Annotated in this window: 19 protein-coding genes and 1 tRNA gene; 2 read left to right on the forward strand and 18 right to left on the reverse strand. The window is 63.5% G+C overall.

The features are described from left to right. Positions 1-30: 30 nt before the first annotated feature. From KF871_RS10230 to aceA, 10 genes are all read right to left on the reverse strand, one after another. Positions 31-107 (reverse strand) — tRNA-Pro (locus KF871_RS10230). 37 nt (positions 108-144) lie between these two features. Then, on the reverse strand, positions 145-600 hold the full coding sequence (locus tag KF871_RS10235; protein WP_291141601.1) for a MerR family transcriptional regulator: 456 nt from the start codon (positions 598-600) through the stop codon (positions 145-147). Between the two features lie 122 nt (positions 601-722). Next, positions 723-1,049 (reverse strand): integration host factor subunit alpha, encoded by a 327-nt coding sequence (locus KF871_RS10240; protein ID WP_291141603.1) that lies wholly within the window; start codon positions 1,047-1,049, stop codon positions 723-725. A gap of 30 nt (positions 1,050-1,079) precedes the next feature. Further along, positions 1,080-3,500, reverse strand: a complete 2,421-nt coding sequence (pheT, locus tag KF871_RS10245) for a phenylalanine--tRNA ligase subunit beta (protein WP_291141606.1) — start codon at positions 3,498-3,500, stop codon at positions 1,080-1,082. A gap of 9 nt (positions 3,501-3,509) precedes the next feature. Continuing rightward, on the reverse strand, positions 3,510-4,562 hold the full coding sequence (pheS, locus tag KF871_RS10250) for a phenylalanine--tRNA ligase subunit alpha (RefSeq protein ID WP_291141609.1): 1,053 nt from the start codon (positions 4,560-4,562) through the stop codon (positions 3,510-3,512). Positions 4,563-4,669: 107 nt separating this feature from the next. Then, a complete protein-coding gene (rplT, locus tag KF871_RS10255) occupies positions 4,670-5,032 on the reverse strand; it encodes a 50S ribosomal protein L20 (RefSeq protein WP_009517526.1) in 363 nt (120 codons plus the stop codon). 37 nt (positions 5,033-5,069) lie between these two features. Further along, complete coding sequence (gene rpmI / locus KF871_RS10260) at positions 5,070-5,273, reverse strand: 50S ribosomal protein L35 (protein ID WP_009517525.1); 204 nt, start codon at positions 5,271-5,273, stop codon at positions 5,070-5,072. Positions 5,274-5,450: 177 nt separating this feature from the next. After that, entirely contained in the window at positions 5,451-6,050 is a 600-nt protein-coding gene (gene infC, locus KF871_RS10265) for a translation initiation factor IF-3 (protein WP_291141722.1), read from the reverse strand. A 123-nt stretch (positions 6,051-6,173) separates the two neighbouring features. Next, positions 6,174-8,081: a threonine--tRNA ligase gene (gene thrS, locus KF871_RS10270; protein WP_291141612.1), complete on the reverse strand. Its 1,908-nt coding sequence runs from the start codon at positions 8,079-8,081 to the stop codon at positions 6,174-6,176. Positions 8,082-8,329: 248 nt separating this feature from the next. Then, positions 8,330-9,661, reverse strand: a complete 1,332-nt coding sequence (gene aceA, locus KF871_RS10275) for an isocitrate lyase (RefSeq protein WP_291141615.1) — start codon at positions 9,659-9,661, stop codon at positions 8,330-8,332. Between the two features lie 312 nt (positions 9,662-9,973). On the opposite strand from aceA, the gene KF871_RS10280 reads away from it, so the two are divergent. Further along, positions 9,974-10,897, forward strand: coding sequence for a DMT family transporter (locus KF871_RS10280; RefSeq protein WP_367172046.1), 924 nt, complete (start codon positions 9,974-9,976; stop codon positions 10,895-10,897). A 12-nt stretch (positions 10,898-10,909) separates the two neighbouring features. Here KF871_RS10280 and KF871_RS10285 read toward each other — a convergent pair whose 3' ends face one another. Continuing rightward, positions 10,910-11,590 (reverse strand): sulfite exporter TauE/SafE family protein, encoded by a 681-nt coding sequence (locus KF871_RS10285; RefSeq protein WP_291141621.1) that lies wholly within the window; start codon positions 11,588-11,590, stop codon positions 10,910-10,912. A 2-nt stretch (positions 11,591-11,592) separates the two neighbouring features. Beyond that, entirely contained in the window at positions 11,593-12,972 is a 1,380-nt protein-coding gene (gene hemN, locus KF871_RS10290; protein WP_291141624.1) for an oxygen-independent coproporphyrinogen III oxidase, read from the reverse strand. Positions 12,973-13,002: 30 nt separating this feature from the next. Here hemN and fnr point away from each other — a divergent pair, with 30 nt between their 5' ends. After that, positions 13,003-13,830, forward strand: coding sequence for a fumarate/nitrate reduction transcriptional regulator Fnr (gene fnr / locus KF871_RS10295; protein WP_291141627.1), 828 nt, complete (start codon positions 13,003-13,005; stop codon positions 13,828-13,830). Here the strand turns inward: fnr and KF871_RS10300 are convergent. Genes KF871_RS10300 through ccoO form a run of 6 tightly spaced genes read right to left on the reverse strand, consistent with a single transcriptional unit; the run spans position 13,815 to position 17,533 of the window. Next, positions 13,815-14,051: a hypothetical protein gene (locus tag KF871_RS10300; protein ID WP_291141629.1), complete on the reverse strand. Its 237-nt coding sequence runs from the start codon at positions 14,049-14,051 to the stop codon at positions 13,815-13,817. The genes fnr and KF871_RS10300 overlap by 16 nt on opposite strands. 1 nt (position 14,052) lies before the next feature. Then, positions 14,053-14,340, reverse strand: coding sequence for a nitrogen fixation protein FixH (locus KF871_RS10305; RefSeq protein ID WP_291141633.1), 288 nt, complete (start codon positions 14,338-14,340; stop codon positions 14,053-14,055). A gap of 19 nt (positions 14,341-14,359) precedes the next feature. Next, positions 14,360-15,817, reverse strand: a complete 1,458-nt coding sequence (gene ccoG / locus KF871_RS10310; protein ID WP_291141636.1) for a cytochrome c oxidase accessory protein CcoG — start codon at positions 15,815-15,817, stop codon at positions 14,360-14,362. 7 nt (positions 15,818-15,824) lie between these two features. Beyond that, on the reverse strand, positions 15,825-16,733 hold the full coding sequence (ccoP, locus tag KF871_RS10315; RefSeq protein ID WP_291141639.1) for a cytochrome-c oxidase, cbb3-type subunit III: 909 nt from the start codon (positions 16,731-16,733) through the stop codon (positions 15,825-15,827). Positions 16,734-16,757: 24 nt separating this feature from the next. Next, entirely contained in the window at positions 16,758-16,895 is a 138-nt protein-coding gene (locus KF871_RS10320) for a cbb3-type cytochrome c oxidase subunit 3 (RefSeq protein ID WP_291141642.1), read from the reverse strand. Positions 16,896-16,906: 11 nt separating this feature from the next. Then, the gene (gene ccoO / locus KF871_RS10325; RefSeq protein WP_291141645.1) at positions 16,907-17,533 is read right to left on the reverse strand and encodes a cytochrome-c oxidase, cbb3-type subunit II; all 627 of its coding nucleotides are present in this window, start codon (positions 17,531-17,533) and stop codon (positions 16,907-16,909) included. Positions 17,534-17,540 lie beyond the last annotated feature (7 nt).

Raw genomic sequence — 17,540 nt, forward strand, 5'->3', positions numbered from 1 at the left:
TGTCTTTCGACACCGGGCTTTTGCGATCAATGGTCGGCGTGGCGGGATTCGAACTCGCGACCCCTTGCACCCCATGCAAGTGCGCTACCAGGCTGCGCTACACGCCGACAAGCCTTGCATTATAGCCAGCAAAGCAGCCCGTTCTCAGGACGACAGGCGAAGCAATTCGCGGATTTCGAGCAGCTCCCGGCGCACCTCGGCCCACACCGAGGTCTGGGCACTGGCCTCAGGCACTGTGGCCGACACCACCACCGTGTCGTCCTCGTGGATGACGGCATCGAGGTCGATCACATCGATCACGTCTTCGTCGTCATCGCGGCGGCGCTTTTCCTCACGCTCGACCTGTGCGAGCTCCTGCAACTTGTTGCGCGCACCGCTGATGGTGAAGCCCTGCTCGTAGAGCAACTCGCGGATGCGACGGATCATCAGCACCTCATGGTGCTGGTAGTAACGCCGGTTGCCGCGCCGCTTCATGGGCCGCAGCTGGGTGAATTCCTGTTCCCAATAGCGAAGCACGTGCGGCTTCACGCCGCACAGCTCACCCACCTCACCAATGGTGAAGTAGCGCTTGGCTGGAATCGGAGGGAGAGAATTCTCCATGTAAATCAAGGCGGTAGAAACCGAACCTTGAATTTACTCTAAGTACCCCTCTGCCGGGGCCCACCCTCCCGGATTTCGTGAGATATGTTGTAACCGCCCGCCAGCAGGCCGGCCAACGGCGCTCAATCGCCGATGACCGCAGCCTGCACCTGCTCTTTGAGCTTGGGACTGGCGTGGAAGGTCACCACCCGGCGGGCCTCGATGGCCACCGGCTCCCCCGTTCGGGGGTTGCGCCCAGGCCGGGCGGCCTTGGTCCGGATCTGGAAATTGCCGAAGCCCGAGATCTTCACGTCGGTGCCATTGACCAGGCTTTCGGTGATCAGATCGAAGAAGGCATCGATCATGTCTTTGGACTCGCGCTTGTTCAGCCCGATCTGGTCAAACAGCAGATCGGCCAGTTGCGCCTTGGTCAGGGCCGGGGTTTCGAGGCTCTCGACGGCCAATTCCATGCAGGTTCTCCTTGGATGAGGTGGGCCGGGTCAGCTGCGCAGACGCGCACCCGTTTGTTGCTCAAGCGCCTTGAGCACGTCGGCAACGGTGGCCTCGATCTGGTCTTCGGTCAGTGTAGCGTCGTCGCGGTTGAGCACGAGGCGAACCGCCAGACTCTTCTCGTCTGGCGACAGACTGGCGAAAGGCGCACCCTTTTTCGGGCGATAGACGTCGAACAGGACGACGTCACGCAACCACGAACCACCGGCCGATCGGGCAGCGGCGACCACCGCATCGTGTGCCACGGACTCCCGCACCACGATGGCGAGGTCGCGCTCAACCGGCTGGTGGCGGCTGACTCCCTGGAACGCTGGCACGGGACGCGCCAACACGGCGTCCAGTTCGAGCTCGAACAGCACTGGCGCGCTCGGCAAGTCGTAGGCCTGGCGCCAGCGCGGGTGCAACTCGCCCACGTGGCCGATGCAGCGACCATCCAGCCAGACCGCGGCACAGCGGCCGGGGTGCAGCGCTGGATGCTCTGCCGCACGGAATTCAGGGCGACGCGGCGCCACCAGGGCTTCGACGTCGCCTTTGGCGTCGAAGAAATCGGCGACGCGCTCAGGCTGTCCCCATTGCAGGCTGTCGACCGGGCCTGCGGCCAAGGCGGCCACGCGCATGGGCTGATCGAACCCGGCCACGGTGGTGTCGCTGTCGGGCACCGAAGCATCCTTGCGAAACACCCGACCGAGTTCGAACAGGCGCACGCGGCCCGCGCGTCGGTCCAGGTTGAACTTGAGCACCGAGATCAGGCTACCGATCAATGACGAGCGCATCACACTCATCTGACTGGCAATGGGGTTGAGCAGCTTGACCGGATCGGGGTTGCCGGCGAGCTCGTGCTCCCAGCGTTCCTCGACGAAGCTGAAGTTGATGGTTTCCTGGTAACCCAGCTGTGCCAGTTGCCGGCGCACCGCAAAGGGGCCGCGACGGGCTTCGGGGCGCACCCGTGCGGTGATGGGCGCCAAAGGTGCTGTCGTGGGCAGTTTCTCGTAGCCGATCAGGCGCACCACCTCCTCGATCAGGTCCTCCTCGATCTGCAGATCGAAACGATGCGGCGGGGGAGTGACGGTGATCGTCCCCTCGTCCTCTTGCGTTTCGAGGCCAAGTCGCTTCAAGGCGTCCACGCACTGTGCTTGCGTCAGCGGCATACCGATCACCTTGGCCGCGCGCGCGACGCGCAGCGTCACAGGCCGGGCCCGCGGCAGGTTCACGATCTGATCGTCGATGGGACCCACTTCGCCGCCACAAATCGTCTGCACCAGTTCGGTGATGCGCTCAATGTGCTCGACGGTGGTTGAGGGGTCGACGCCACGCTCGAATCGGTGACCGGCGTCGGTGCTGAAGTTGTAGCGACGCGAGCGGCCCGCGACCGACTTGGGCCACCAGAAGGCCGCCTCAATATAGATGTTGGTGGTGTCGTCCGACACGGCGGTGGCGTCACCACCCATGATGCCGGCCAGCGACTCGACCGCTTGGTCGTCGGCAATCACGCCGACCTCGGCGTCCACCGTGATGGTGTTGCCATTGAGCAGTTTGAGCGTCTCACCGCTGCGGCCCCACCGCACTTGCAGATCGCCGTGAATCTTGTCGAGGTCAAAGATGTGCGAAGGACGACCAAACTCGAACATCACGTAGTTGGAGATGTCCACCAGCGGGGAAACGCTTCGCTGCCCGCAACGCGCGAGGCGATCGACCATCCAGGCCGGTGTTTGCGCTTTGGTATTGACGCCGCGCACCACGCGGCCGCTGAAGCGGCCGCACAGGTCCGGCGCCTGCACCTGAACGCCCAGCTTGTCGGCCAACGACACCGCCGCCGGCGGGAATGCAGGTGCCTGAAGCGGTGCACCGGTAATGGCAGACACCTCGCGCGCGATGCCGTAGACACTCAGGCAATGCGCGAGGTTGGGCGTGAGTTTGAGTGTGAACAGCATGTCGTCAAGCGACAGCTGCGCCCTGATATCCCGGCCCACCACCGCGTCTGCGGGCAGCTCCAGCAGACCACCGTGGTCTTCCGACAGCTTGAGTTCGCGCGCCGAGCACAGCATGCCCTGGCTTTCCACGCCGCGCAGCTTGCCCAGCTTGATCACGAACGGTTCGCCGTCGTCCCCGGGGGGCAATTCAGCGCCCACCATCGCGCATGGAACCTTGATGCCGACGCGAGCGTTGGGCGCACCGCACACGATGTTGAGCAAGGCGCCCTGCCCCACGTCGACCTGGCACACGCGCAGGCGATCTGCGTTGGGGTGTTGCTCGGCGGACTTGATCTCGCCCACCACCACCTTGGTAAACGGCGGCGCTACCGGACGCAGCTCTTCGACTTCGAGACCGGCCATGGTCAAGGCATCGGCCAACTGCTGGCTGTCCAGCGGTGGATTGCAGAAGGCACGCAGCCAGGATTCTGGGAATTGCATGGGTATCGCTTATCGGAACTGGCTGAGGAAACGAACGTCGCCGTCAAAGAACAGGCGCAAGTCGTTGACGCCATATCGAAGCATGGTCAGGCGGTCCGGACCCATGCCAAACGCGAAACCGATGTACCGCTCAGGGTCCAGGCCCATGTTGCGCACCACGTTCGGGTGGACCTGGCCGGAACCCGCCACCTCCAACCATCGCCCCGCCAATGGGCCGGTGGGAAACTGGATATCGATTTCGGCGCTGGGCTCGGTGAACGGAAAGAAGCTTGGCCGGAAGCGCAGCACCAGATCGTCGTTTTCAAAGAAGGTGCGGCAGAAATCGGTGAACACGACCTTCAGATCCTTGAAGCTCACGTTCTCGCCGATCCACAGGCCTTCGCACTGGTGGAACATCGGCGAGTGGGTGGCATCGCTGTCAACCCGGTAGGTGCGGCCCGGCGCGATCACACGGATCTCCGGCATGCCGGCATCCGCATCGATGGCCGCCCGATGGCGCTTCACGTGTTGAACCGCATGGCGGATCTGCATCGGGCTGGTGTGCGTGCGCAGCAGATTGGGCGCCTTCGCCGATCCGCCCTCCACATAGAAGGTGTCGTGCATGGAACGCGCGGGGTGGTCTTCCGGCGTGTTGAGCGCAGTGAAATTGAACCAGTCGGACTCGATCTCCGGGCCTTCGGCCACATCAAAGCCCATGGAGCCGAAGATGGCCTCGATACGCTCCAGCGTCAGGCTCACAGGGTGCAAGCCACCCGCGCCTCGCTGACGCCCAGGCAATGTGACGTCCAGGGCCTCGGCCTTGAGCTGCGTCTGCATTTCCGCATCGGCCAGCGCCTGTCGACGCTCTGCAAGCGCGGCCTCAATGGCCTGCTTGGCCAGATTGATGCTGGCCCCGAGCGATTTCTTCTCGTCGACCGACAGCGCACCCATGCCCTTCATCAGCTCGGTGATGCGTCCGGCCTTGCCCAGATAGCGGGCTTTGGCGTTTTCCAGATCGGCTGGCGTGGCCGCCTGCGCAAAGTCGTTGCGCGCGCGATCGACCAGGGTGTCCAACTCGTTCATGCGTTGTTCTTGCGATGCAATGAAAAAAGGGCTGAAGCCGACGGGGAATCCCCTCAAGCCTCAACCCCTTAGAACGGACACGAGCGGCACCGCCGCCCGGCCGGGTATCAAGCGGTGGCCAGCTTGGCTTTGACTTGCTCCACGATGCTGCCAAAGGCGGCCGGATCGTTGACAGCCAGATCGGCAAGCACCTTGCGGTCGATCTCGATCTGCGCTTTCTTCAACCCATTGGCGAATTGGCTGTAGGTCAGGCCACAGGCACGTGCACCGGCGTTGATACGCGCGATCCACAGCTGGCGGAACACGCGCTTCTTGGTGCGGCGATCGCGGTAGGCGTATTGGCCCGCCTTCATCACCGCCTGTTTGGCGATGCGGAAGACGTTGCCGCGACGACCGCGGAAACCTTTGGCGAGGGCCAGGACTTTCTTGTGTCGGGCGCGAGCCGTGACACCACGTTTGACGCGAGGCATGTTGCTTCTCCTTGTTCGTCTTGGTTACAGGCCGGCTTTACAGCCCGGCGAAAGGCAGCATCTGCGCCATGTGACCCATGTTGGTCTCATGCACATTCACCGCACCCCGCAGGTGGCGCTTGTTCTTGGTGGTCTTCTTGGTCAGGATGTGACGTTTGAAGGCTTGACCGCGCTTGACGGTGCCACCGGGACGAACGCGAAAACGCTTCTTCGCGCTGCTCTTGGTCTTCATCTTGGGCATTGAATGCTCCTTCTATTTGTGCTCGTGAGGCGCCGTGACACCTGGTCACGGTCTTGATGGCCCCGAGCCACTTGTTGCGACGCCCTCTTCAGGGCCTCGCTTTCGGCGCACGTCTCGCGACGTCTGCCTCGAAGTGCCAAGGGACCAACCTTGGCACTTCAATCACGTTCCTTCGGCTCACGCAGCCGAAGGGGCGGCCACCTCGGCCGGTTTGCCTTGAGCGCTGGCGCTCTTCTTCTTGGCGGGCGCGATCATCATGATCATCTGACGCCCTTCCAGCTTGGGAAACTGCTCCACCACGATGAGATCGCCGAGGTCGTTGCGCAAGCGCTCCAGCAAGGCCAGACCCAACTCCTGGTGCGTGATCTCTCGACCGCGAAACCGCAGCGTGATCTTGCACTTGTCACCTTCGTCCAGAAAGCGACGGATGTTGCGCAGCTTGATGTTGTAGTCGCCGTCGTCCGTGCCGGGGCGGAACTTGACTTCCTTGATCTCGATGACCGTCTGCTTGGCTTTCGCTTCGGCCGCCTTTTTCTGTTCCTGGTACTTGAACTTGCCGTAATCCATCAGACGGCACACCGGCGGGCTGGCCGTGGCAGCGATCTCCACGAGATCGACATCAAGCTCGCCAGCCATACGAAGGGCTTCCTGCAAGCTCACGATACCCAGCGGTTCGTTGTTCGGGCCATTGAGGCGGACCTCAGGGGCCATGATTTCCCGGTTCAGGCGGTGCGCGCGTTCTTCACGCTGGCGGCGGTCGCGAAAGTTGGTAGCGATGGTTCTGTTCCTTCAAGTGGGTGTTGATCGAATCAAAAGCGGCCTTTCGGCCGCTTGTTGGCATGCGTGGTGTGCATCGACTGGCGGGAGGGTGGCACCCAGAAACCGGCGAGATTTTTCCGCTCAGGTCTTGGATGCAACCGCTGTCGCAACGAGTTCGGAGAAGGCCTCCAGCGACATGACACCGAGGTCTTTGTTGCCCCGGGCCCGCACCGCCACCGCACCAGCTGCCTTCTCCTTTTCGCCCACGACGGCAATGAAAGGCACCTTTTGCAACGCGTGCTCGCGGATTTTATACGTAATTTTTTCGTTGCGCAGGTCCGATTTGGCCCTAAGCCCTTGATTCTGCAGAGATTTCGCGATTTCGCGACAGTAATCGGCCTGCGCGTCGGTAATATTGAGCACCGCGACCTGCTCCGGCGCCAGCCAGACCGGCAACGCGCCCGCGTGCTGCTCGATCAGAATGCCGATGAACCGCTCCAGACTGCCCACGATGGCGCGATGCAGCATGACGGGGCGATGGCGCGCCCCGTCTTCGGCCACATACTCCGCGTCCAGGCGCTCCGGCATGGAGAAATCCACCTGCATGGTGCCGCATTGCCACTGGCGGCCAATGGCGTCCTTGAGCGTGTATTCGATCTTGGGGCCGTAGAAAGCGCCGTCTCCAGGCGCGATCTCGAACTCGCAACCAGAACGACGCAGGCTTTCCATCAGCGCGTGCTCGGCCTTGTCCCAGCTTTCGTCCGAGCCGATGCGCGCCTCGGGGCGCGTGGCAACCTTGTAGATGATGTGCTCGAAGCCGAAGTCCTTGTAGACCTTCTGCAGCAGGGCGGTGTAGGCCACGCATTCATCAAGGATCATGTCCTCGGTGCAGAAGATATGCCCGTCGTCTTGCGTGAACGCGCGCACACGCATGATGCCGTGCAGTCCTCCCGTGGGTTCATTGCGGTGGCACTGGCCAAACTCGCCATACCGCAGCGGTAGGTCGCGATAGCTCTTGATGCCCTGCTTGAAGATCAGGATGTGGCCAGGGCAGTTCATCGGCTTGAGCGCGTAGTCGCGCTTCTCCGATTCGGTCGTGAACATGTTGTCGCGGTACTTGTCCCAGTGCCCCGTCTTTTCCCACAGGGCTTTGTCGAGGATCTGCGGACCCTTGACTTCCAGGTAGCCGTTGTCGCGGTAGACACGGCGCATGTACTGCTCCACCTCCTGCCACAGCGTCCAGCCCTTGGGGTGCCAGAACACCGTGCCAGGGCTGTGTTCGTCCAGATGGAACAGGTCCAACTCGCGACCGAGTTTGCGGTGGTCGCGTTTCTCGGCCTCCTCCAGCATCGTGAGGTATTGCTGCAACTCGTCCTTCGTGGCCCAGGCCGTGCCATAGATGCGCTGGAGCATCTCGTTGCGGTGGTCGCCGCGCCAGTAGGCGCCTGCCACCTTCATGAGCTTGAAGTGTTTGAGCTTGCCCGTGCTGGGTACGTGAGGGCCACGGCAGAGGTCTTCAAAGCCGCCCTCACGGTACAGGCTCACGTCTTCGTTGGCCGGGATGCTGGCAATGATCTCGGCCTTGTAGTGCTCGCCCATGGCCTTGAAGTGCGCCACGGCCTCGTCGCGCGGCAGCACACGGCGCTCGACCTTCTCGTCCTTGTTGGCGAGTTCGGTCATGCGCTTTTCGATCGCCACCAGGTCGTCGGGCGTGAACGGCCGCTTGTACGAGAAGTCGTAGAAGAAGCCGTTGTCGATCACGGGGCCGATGGTGACCTGGGCGTCGGGGTACAGCTCCTTGACCGCATACGCCAGCAAGTGCGCCGTCGAATGGCGGATCATTTCCAGGCCATCGGCGTCTTTGGCCGTCACGATGGACAGCGTTACATCGCCATTGATGAGAAAACTGGTGTCCACCAGCTTGCCATCGACCTTGCCGCCCAACGCGGCCTTGGCCAGGCCGGTACCGATGGACGCGGCGACATCGGCCACGGTCACCGGCGCGGGAAAGCTGCGTTGCGAACCATCGGGAAGCGTGATCTGGGGCATGGTGTGAGTCCGAAAAACAAAAAGCGCGGCAGTGGCCGCGCTTTGGATGGAGAAAGAAGGGATTCGGGCAGGCGCGAACTGCGGGCCTCAATGGGCCACGGAGCAGGTCTCCTGAGTTCGCGGTGTCATAACCAGCATGCCTTTCTCGCTCTTGCTCGTTGAAACGTGAGCGCGGATTCTCCCACAAACAGCATGGCCCGGGGCAAGCCCCGGGCCATCGGTCGTCTCCTCGGCCCTTCAGCGGTCGATCAGTGGAACTGCTCTTCCTCCGTCGAACCGGTCAGCGCTTTCACGCTCGACGAGCCGCCCTGGATCACCGTGGTCACGTCGTCGAAGTAGCCAGCGCCCACCTCTTGCTGGTGCGACACGAAGGTGTAGCCCTGCTCGCGCGCCTTGAATTCGGGCTCCTGCACCATCTCGGTGTAGTGCTTCATGCCTTCGCCGCGGGCGTAGGCGTGGGCGAACTGGAAGGTGTTGAACCAGTTGATGTGGATGCCGGCCAGCGTGATGAACTGGTACTTGTAGCCCAGCGCCGAGAGTTCGTCCTGGAAGGCAGCAATGGTCTTGTCGTCCAGGTTCTTCTTCCAGTTGAACGAGGGCGAGCAGTTGTAGCTCAGCAGCTTGCCCGGGCACTTGGCGTGCACGGCCTGCGCGAACTCACGGGCGAAGCCGAGGTCGGGCGTGCCGGTCTCGCACCACACCAGATCGGCGTACGGGGCGTAGGCGACACCGCGGCTGATGGCTTGCTCCAGGCCGTTCTTGACGCGGTAGAAACCTTCCTGGGTACGCTCACCGGTGAGGAAAGGCTTGTCGTTGGCGTCGTGGTCGCTGGTGATCAGGTTGGCCGCTTCAGCATCGGTGCGGGCCAGCACGATCGTGGGCACGCCCATGACGTCGGCAGCGAAGCGGGCGGAGATCAGCTTCTCAACCGCCTCTTGCGTAGGCACCAGCACTTTGCCGCCCATGTGGCCGCACTTCTTCACGGCGGCCAGCTGGTCTTCGAAGTGCACGCCGGCGGCGCCGGCGGCGATCATGTTCTTCATCAGCTCGAAGGCGTTCAGCACGCCGCCGAAGCCGGCTTCCGCATCGGCCACGATGGGCAGGAAGTAGTCGATGAATTCCTTGTTGCCGGGCTCGATGCCGCGGCTCCATTGGATTTCATCGGCGCGCTTGAACGTGTTGTTGATGCGACGAACCATGGTGGGCACCGAGTCGTACGCGTAGAGCGACTGGTCGGGGTACATGGTTTCGCTGGTGTTGCCGTCGGCGGCCACTTGCCAGCCAGAGAGATACACCGCTTCAAGGCCGGCCTTGGCTTGCTGCATGGCTTGGCCTGCGGTGATGGCGCCGAAGGCGTTGACGTAACCCTTCTTGGCGCCGCCGTTGACCTTTTCCCAAAGCTTCTCGGCGCCACGCTTGGCCAGCGTGTGCTCGATGTGCATGCTGCCACGCAGGCGGACCACGTCGGCGGCGCTGTAGCCACGCTTGACGCCTTTCCAGCGGGGGTTGGTGGCCCAGTCTTTCTCCAGGGCTTCGATCTGCTGAGCGCGGCTGAGCTGCTCGGTAAGGGATTGGGGCATGGAATCTCTCCTTGGGTTGGTGACGACGGGGCGGCACTGCGACTGCATGCAAGGGCGGTGCCGTTGACGTGACTTTAAGTCTTATAGAAGACCCAACCAAGCTCTTATGTCTTATATAAGAGAAAAAGTTTTTTGTTTTAAATCATTAGCATATCTGCATCTTTTCTCAATACGGAAATCTATCTCCCATATTGAGAAAATTTGCCGCAATGCAGCAGGTATCAATTTCACCATTTAAAACTGCCTACGCCATCGCAAAATGCGGGCATCCGACCAAGGCATGATGCGCGCCGAACCAGTGCAACTCTCCCCATCGTGACGCACCCTTCTCGAGCCATTGCTTATGGCTGCCTCGCCCTCAGCATGTCCCTCGTCGGCAGCTACGTGGCCCTGTCCAAACCACTTGTTGCGGTTTTCCCCGTCTTTTTGTTGGCGTGGCTGCGCTTCGGCATTGGTGCACTCGCCATGGCAACCTGGCTTCGCAAGCCGGCCAACGAAGCCCCCCTGGCACCCAGAACGCGAGGCCTGCTGTTCCTCGAATCCTTCCTGGGCAACTTCCTGTTCTCGATCTGCATGCTCTACGGCGTGAGCCTGACCACCGCGGTTGCTGCCGGTGTCGTGATGTCGTCCATCCCGGCGGTGGTCGCCATCCTCAGTTGGCTGTTTCTGCGCGAACGGATTGGACGACGTAGCCTGGCGGGCATTGCTTGCGCTGCCATCGGTATCGGGCTTTTCTCTCTGCAAAAGGGCGACGCGGGAGCCGCGTCGGGCGGCACGCCTTCGCTGCTGGGCAATGTGCTGGTCTTTGCGGCGGTGGTGTGCGAGGCTTCCTACGTGGTCATCGGCAAGCGGCTGACCGACGGTCTTGGCCCCAAGCGCATTTCGGCCCTCATCAACCTGTGGGGCCTGGCACTGGTCACACCCATGGGGCTGTGGGCGGCCTGGCAATATGACTTTGCCTCGGTCAGCGCGCCCATCTGGGTCTTGCTCGTCTTCTATGGTCTGGCAGCCAGTGTCTGGACCGTGTGGCTGTGGATGACTGGTCTCAAAGGCGTGCCGGCATCCCGCGCAGGCGTGTTCACCGTGATGCTCCCCATCAGCGCCGCGCTCATTGGTGTGCTGTTCATGGGTGAGCGACTGAGCCCACTGCAGCTGCTGGCGTTCGGCATCGCCTTGCTTGGGCTGGTACTGGCCACCCTGCCTGAGCGCAGCCGCACCATTCAGGCCGGCGCCTGAGCTTTTGCCGCATCAGGCCGGCGGCGCGCACCACAAGCCGGTCGGTTGGGTGATACCCATCCAGAGCGCCCACCCGGAAGCGGCCATCAGCGCCAGGCCCGCCAGCCGGATACCCCACCCTCCCGAACGCCAGTCGCTCAGGCGCAGCAGCAGCCACGGGCCCGCGAGCAAAGACACCGACGTGCCCAGAGCGAACGCCGCCATGACCACCGCACCTTCGGCTGCGGTGGCGCTCAGGGCAGCGACCAGCAGGGCCGAATACAACAACCCGCAAGGCATGAGCGCCCAACCGACGCCGAGCACATAGGGCGCCCTCGGCCCCAGCGCCGCCATGGCAGGACGCGCCTTGCGCCAAACACTTTGCCCCAGCCGGTCCACCCAGGCGGGTTGACGGGCCTGCCACAGCAGCACTGCGCCCATGAGCATGACCGCCACATGGAACATGGTCCACACCGGTCGCAAGACGGCCGTGTGCTCGCCGAACCATGCCAGGCCTTGAACCGAGCCACCCGCAATGGCCCCCATCAGCGCATAGCCCACGACCCGGCTGCCCTGGAAGGCCAGCAGCGCATGGGAGGTTCGCGGCGCCGCCGCCTTGCCGATTGCCGCGCACGCACCGCCGCACATGGCCACGCAATGGGGCCCGCCCACCAAGCCCATCAGCAGTGCGGTAACGGCCAGCGAACCCAGCATATTCAAAGGATGCGCGAGAAGCGCGCGCGGTCCTGGTCGGCCTGCAGATGCCGGTCGAACACCATGGCGATGGCGCGCACCAGGTACCAACCGCGATCGGTCACTTGCACGCCGCTGTCGGTCACGTTGACCAAGCCTTGCTCGGCAAAATCCTCCAGCGCCTCCAGTTCGCGTGCGAAGTAGCGGCGGCTGTCGATCAGGTGCCCCTGATCAATCGATTCGAACAGCAGCTCCCCCTGGCACATCAGGGCCATGATCACTGCGCGGCGCAACACGTCGTCGCGCGTCAACGCCAGACCACGCACGATGGGCAAGCGCCCTTGATCGAGCAGGTCCACATATTCGTCCAGCGTCTTGGCGTTCTGGCTGTAGGTGGCGCCCACGCGCCCGATGGCGGACACGCCGAGCGCGATCAGATCGCAATCGGGCTGGGTGCTGTAGCCCTGGAAATTGCGGTGCAGGCGCCCCTGGCGTTTGGCCACGGCCAGCGCGTCGTCGGGCAAGGCAAAGTGATCCATACCGACGTACACATAGCCGGCGTCGCCCAATGCGTCAAGCGAGGCCGACAGCATGGCCAGCTTGTCGGCGGCGCCTGGCAACTCGGCGGCCACGATGCGGCGCTGCGGCTTGAAGCGTGCCGGCAGGTGCGCATACCCGTAGAGCGCCACCCGGTCCGGGCGCAGCGTCGTCAACTGCGCCAGCGTGCGCCAGAAGGATTCGGGCGTCTGCAGTGGCAGCCCATAGATCAGATCGACGTTGACCGACTCGAAGCCAAGGGTCCGCGCGGCATCCACCAAGGCAAACACCTGCTCGGCTGGCTGCACACGGTGCACTGCCTTCTGCACCGCCGGGTCGAAATCCTGCACACCAAAGCTCAACCGGTTGAAGCCCAGGCGCTGCAGGTGGCGCAGGCGCTGCTCGGTCACCGTGCGCGGGTCGACCTCGATCGAGAACTCGCCGCCCGGCACCAGGTTGAAGTGGCGCCGCAGCATGCTCATCAGGTCTTCGAGCTCGGCGTCCGACAAGAAGGTCGGCGTGCCGCCACCGAAATGCAGCTGCGACACCGACTGCCCGGCGCCAAGGTGCTCAATCTGCAGCTCCACCTCACGGGTGAGGTGCCGAAGGTATTCGGCGCCCCGCGAGTGGTGCTTGGTGATCACCTTGTTGCAGGCGCAGTAGTAGCAGACCGACTCGCAGAACGGGATGTGCACATACAGCGACAAGGGCAAGGCCATCGAGCCCGCCCGGCGTTGTTGCAGGGCCCGGCAGTAGTCCTGCTCGGTGAAGGCCTCCACGAAGCGGTCCGCGGTCGGGTAGGAGGTGTAGCGCGGGCCGGGCACGTCGTAGCGCCTCAGCAGGTCGTCGGAAATGGCGTGGCTCACGGCAGAGTGTCGGCAGAAAGTGTCGGTGTAATGTGCCGCAGCCCCCAGCGACGCGGCTTGATCCGCGTCAAGCGGGGGTCACAAGGTCACCTACCGGGGGTATGCTCGCGCGACCGGGAGAAATCAGACACGACTTATATGGACGCACAACGCATCAAGATCGCCTGCTCCAGCTGCAACCTGCGCGAGCTTTGCCTGCCCATGGGCCTCAACACCGACGAGATGGACAAGCTCGACCGGCTGATTTCCACACGAAAGCGGGTCAAGCGCGGTGAGTCCCTGTTTGCCGTGGGTGACAAGTTCACCTCGCTGTTTGCCGTGCGCTCGGGCTTCTTCAAGACCTGCGTCACCAGCGTGGACGGGCGCGACCAGGTGACGGGCTTTCAAATGGCGGGCGAGATCATCGGCCTGGACGGCATCGTCAACGACCGCCACACCTGTGACGCCGTGGCCCTGGAAGACGCCGAGGTCTGCGTGATGCCGTTCGACCAGGTGGAAGAGCTGTCGCGTGAATTCACCACGCTGCAGCACCATGTGCACCGCATCATGAGTCGCGAGATCGTGCGCGACCACAGCGTCATGTTGCTGCTGGGCAGCATGCGGGCCGAGGAACGCCTGGCGGCCTTTCTGCTGAATCTGGTGCAGCGCCTGCAGGCGCGGGGCTTCTCGCCGTCGGAATTCAACCTGCGCATGACGCGCGAAGAGATCGGCAGCTACCTGGGTATGAAGCTGGAGACCGTCAGCCGCACGTTCTCCAAGTTCGTCGACGAGGACATCATCGACGTCAAGCAGCGCTACGTGCACATCAAGGACACCGAAGCGCTCAAGCGCATCGTGAATCCTCAGACCTGTTCCTGAACCGAGGGTGCGGCAAGCACCAGGCTCAGTGCGCTCGACACCGCCGTGATGGCCCAGAAGACAAAAAAGCTGACGGTGTAGACCGCCTCGCGCGACCACGCCACGGGCTGACCATGCCAATGTAGATTGCCAGGGTCAACGAAGGCGAACACCACCATCTCGAGCACGGCGGCCAGCAGAAATGCCGGCCACACCACCCACATCCATCGGCGCGCACCCATCTCAGGGCTCCTTGGGCAACACGGGCGATGCCGCGTGATTGCGGGCCTGGCCGGCCGGTTGCAGCGTGATCAACGCGGCGTCGCGCTCATGGCCCTGCAACTGGCGGGCCCGCTCGGTGGTGGCCTCGTAGGCGCGCTTGTCCAGCACCGGGTCGGCCCCCTTGACCGCAATGACGGCGGTCGCGATGCCCGCCACCACCACCGTCAACGGTCCACCCACCACCAGCCACATGGGCCCCACGCGCCACCAGGGCTCGGGGACAAGGGCATTCAGGTTGGGCTCGCTCATGTTGTCTCCTGTCGGGGTGTCATCGGGGGACGACGAAAGTGCTTTTTTCATGGACGCGCATGGTGCCATCGCCTTGCGCTTGCACATCAAACGCAATCGGGTGCGACCCGCTGGGCGCCGCGCCAGGGGGCACCTGGACCCGCACGGCCACCGATCGCACTTCCGCTGGCGCCACCTGGACCATCCCGTCGGAGGCCAGCTCGATGCCGGGCAGGCCGTCCACCTGCAGCGTGTAGGTCTGCACGGTCTCCGTGGCGTTCATGATCTGCAGGCGATAGACGTTCTCGACCCGGCCCTGCCCCACCTCACGCGCCAGCGCGCCGCGGTCGCGAATCACATCGACCTTGAGCGGAATCCGCAGGAACAGGCTGCCCAACACCGCCAGCGTAATCGCCAGCAGCACGCCGCTGTAGACCAGCACGCGCGGTCGAAGCGCACGCTTGAACATCTGCGCCTTGGTCCAGCCCTGCGCCATGCCGTTCTGCGTGGCGTAGCGCACCAGCCCGCGCGGATAGCCGACCTTGTCCATCACCTCGTCACAGACGTCGATGCAGGCGGCGCAGCCGATGCATTCGTATTGCAGGCCCTTGCGGATATCGATGCCTGTCGGGCAGACCTGCACGCACAAAGTGCAATCCACGCAATCGCCCAGTCCCAGCGCCTTGGGGTCGGCCTTCTTGCTGCGCGCGCCGCGCGGCTCGCCGCGACGCTCGTCGTAGGTCACGATCATCGTGTCCTTGTCGAACATCGCACTCTGAAAACGCGCGTAGGGGCACATGTACTTGCAGACCTGCTCGCGCATGAAGCCGGCGTTGCCGTAAGTCGCGAAGCCGTAGAACAGGACCCAGAAGGTCTGCCAGGGTCCAAGCGACAAGGTCGTCACCAGACTCGCCAGTTCACGGATCGGCGTGAAGTACCCGACGAAGGTGAACCCGGTCCACAGCGACAACGCGAGCCACAAGCCGTGCTTGAGCCCGCGCTTGCCAAACTTGGCAGCACTCATGGGCGCGGCGTCCAGGCGAATGCGCGCGGAGCGGTCGCCCTCCACCCGCCGCTCGATCCACATGAAGATCTCGGTGTAGACGGTCTGCGGGCACGCATAGCCGCACCACAGCCGCCCCGCCACCGCCGTGAACAGAAACAGCGACAGCGCCGAGATGACGAGCAAGCCCGTCAGGTAGATGAAGTCCTGCGGGTACAGAACGAGGTTGAAGATGAAGAAGCGGCGTGCCTCAAGGTCGAACAGCACGGCCTGGCGCTCGTTCCATGACAGCCAGGGCAAGCCGTAGAACACCAGTTGGGTGGCCCACACGAGCACCCACCGCCACTTGACGAAATAGCCCCAGACGGAGCGGGGCTGGATTTTCTGGCGCGACGCATAGAGCGACACCATCGTGTCCTCATCCGCGCCGGCGGCAGATTCGGCCACCGGCTGGATTGGGATGATGCGTTTGTCAGCGTCGGTGGACGATGTCATGAGCGACTCACTTCGCGGGGCGGTTCGACAAGCCCCACACGTAGGCGCTCAGCACGTGGATCTGATCGGCCGTCAGCAACTTGGCCTGGGCGGGCATCTGGTTGCTGATGCCGTTGTTCACGGCACGCATCACGGCCTCCTCACCCCAGCCATGCAGCCACACGTTGTCGGTCAGGTTGGGGGCGCCAATGGCCTGGTTGCCCTTGCCGTCGGCACCGTGACAGGCGGCGCAGGCCGCAAACTTGGACTGGCCTTGCGAGGCGCGCACCGCGTCGTGCGGGCTGCCTGAGAGGCTCAGCACATAGTTGGCCAGGTTGCGCACGTCCTCGGCGTTGCCCACCGCAGCCGCCATGGGCGGCATCACGCCGTGGCGCCCCTGGGTGATCGTGGTGGTGATGACTTCAGGGCTGCCACCGTGCAGCCAGTCGCCATCGGTCAGGTTGGGAAAGCCCTTGGAGCCGCGTGCGTCCGAGCCGTGGCACTGGGCGCAGTTGTTCATGAACAGGCGCTCGCCGATGGCCATGGCCTGGGCGTCACCAGCCAGTTGCTCGGCCGGCTTGTCCTTGAAGCCGGCGTACAGCGGCGCAATGGCGGCCTGCTGACGCTCAACCTCGGCCGAGTGCTGACCCAGCGAACTCCAACCGAGCACGCCGGCATAGCGCCCGAACATGGGGTACAGCAGGCCGTAAGCCAGCCCGAAGACCACAGTGATGATGAACAGGTACACCCACCACTTGGGCAGCGGGTTGTTGAGCTCGCGCAGGTCTTCGTCCCACACGTGACCGGTGGTGTTGTCGGCGTGGGCCTTGACCTTGGTGGTGCCACTCACCCACAGCAGGATGGCGCAGGCAATGATGCTGACCAGGGTGAGCACGGCCACATAGAGGTGCCAGAAATCGCTGGTGAAGTCGCTCATGATGGTTCTCGGTTCGGTGCGGACTCACTCGTCCTGAAAGGGCAGCTGAGCAGCCTCTTCGAAGCGCGCCTGGTTGCGGCGCGACCACGCCCAGACAACGATGCCCAGGAAGGCCAGCAGGCTGATCACGGTGACGACGGATCGCAGGGTGTTGATGTCCATGGTCCAGCTCCTCACTTCATGGCCGTGCCAAGCACTTGCAGGTAGGCAACCAGGGCGTCCATGTCGGTCTTGCCCTTGACGGCTTCAACCGAGCCGGCGATGTCTTCGTCGGTGTAAGGCACGCCCAGGGTACGCATGACCTCCATGCGACGCGGCATGCCTTCGGCCTTGACCTGCTTCTTGTCCAGCCACGAGTACGCGGGCATGTTGGACTCGGGCACCAGGTCGCGCGGGTTGTTCAGGTGGATGCGGTGCCACTCGTCGCTGTAGCGGCCGCCCACACGGGCCAGATCGGGCCCGGTGCGCTTGCTGCCCCACTGGAACGGGTGGTCGTAGACAAACTCACCGGCCACCGAGTAGTGACCATAGCGCAGCGTCTCGGCCTGGAAGGGGCGCACCATCTGCGAGTGGCAGTTGTAGCAACCCTCGCGCAGGTAGACATCGCGGCCCGCCAGCTGCAGCGGGGTGTAGGGCTTGAGGCCTTCAACCGGTTGCGTGGTCGACTTCTGGAAGAACAGCGGGACGATCTCTACGAGACCGCCGACCGCGATCACCAGCACGATCAGCACGATCATCAGGAAGTTGCTGGTCTCGATCCGCTCGTGGGTGAAACCGGTGGATTTTTCTGCGTTGGCCATGGTGAAA

It is taken from the genome of Hydrogenophaga sp. (assembly GCF_019635465.1).
Classification (GTDB): domain Bacteria; phylum Pseudomonadota; class Gammaproteobacteria; order Burkholderiales; family Burkholderiaceae_C; genus Hydrogenophaga.

Coding starts and splice junctions, on each gene's coding strand:
- fnr (WP_291141627.1), top strand. CDS start 13,003: ATGTGCCGCAGCCCCCAGCGACGCGGCTTGATCCGCGTCAAGCGGGGG.
- KF871_RS10320 (WP_291141642.1), bottom strand. CDS start 16,895: ATGGACATCAACACCCTGCGATCCGTCGTCACCGTGATCAGCCTGCTG.
- KF871_RS10240 (WP_291141603.1), bottom strand. CDS start 1,049: ATGGAATTGGCCGTCGAGAGCCTCGAAACCCCGGCCCTGACCAAGGCG.
- rpmI (WP_009517525.1), bottom strand. CDS start 5,273: ATGCCCAAGATGAAGACCAAGAGCAGCGCGAAGAAGCGTTTTCGCGTT.
- aceA (WP_291141615.1), bottom strand. CDS start 9,661: ATGCCCCAATCCCTTACCGAGCAGCTCAGCCGCGCTCAGCAGATCGAA.
- KF871_RS10305 (WP_291141633.1), bottom strand. CDS start 14,340: ATGAGCGAGCCCAACCTGAATGCCCTTGTCCCCGAGCCCTGGTGGCGC.
- rplT (WP_009517526.1), bottom strand. CDS start 5,032: ATGCCTCGCGTCAAACGTGGTGTCACGGCTCGCGCCCGACACAAGAAA.
- KF871_RS10300 (WP_291141629.1), bottom strand. CDS start 14,051: ATGGGTGCGCGCCGATGGATGTGGGTGGTGTGGCCGGCATTTCTGCTG.
- ccoO (WP_291141645.1), bottom strand. CDS start 17,533: ATGGCCAACGCAGAAAAATCCACCGGTTTCACCCACGAGCGGATCGAG.
- KF871_RS10285 (WP_291141621.1), bottom strand. CDS start 11,590: ATGCTGGGTTCGCTGGCCGTTACCGCACTGCTGATGGGCTTGGTGGGC.
- thrS (WP_291141612.1), bottom strand. CDS start 8,081: ATGCCCCAGATCACGCTTCCCGATGGTTCGCAACGCAGCTTTCCCGCG.
- ccoG (WP_291141636.1), bottom strand. CDS start 15,817: ATGACATCGTCCACCGACGCTGACAAACGCATCATCCCAATCCAGCCG.
- ccoP (WP_291141639.1), bottom strand. CDS start 16,733: ATGAGCGACTTCACCAGCGATTTCTGGCACCTCTATGTGGCCGTGCTC.
- pheT (WP_291141606.1), bottom strand. CDS start 3,500: ATGCAATTCCCAGAATCCTGGCTGCGTGCCTTCTGCAATCCACCGCTG.
- pheS (WP_291141609.1), bottom strand. CDS start 4,562: ATGAACGAGTTGGACACCCTGGTCGATCGCGCGCGCAACGACTTTGCG.
- KF871_RS10235 (WP_291141601.1), bottom strand. CDS start 600: ATGGAGAATTCTCTCCCTCCGATTCCAGCCAAGCGCTACTTCACCATT.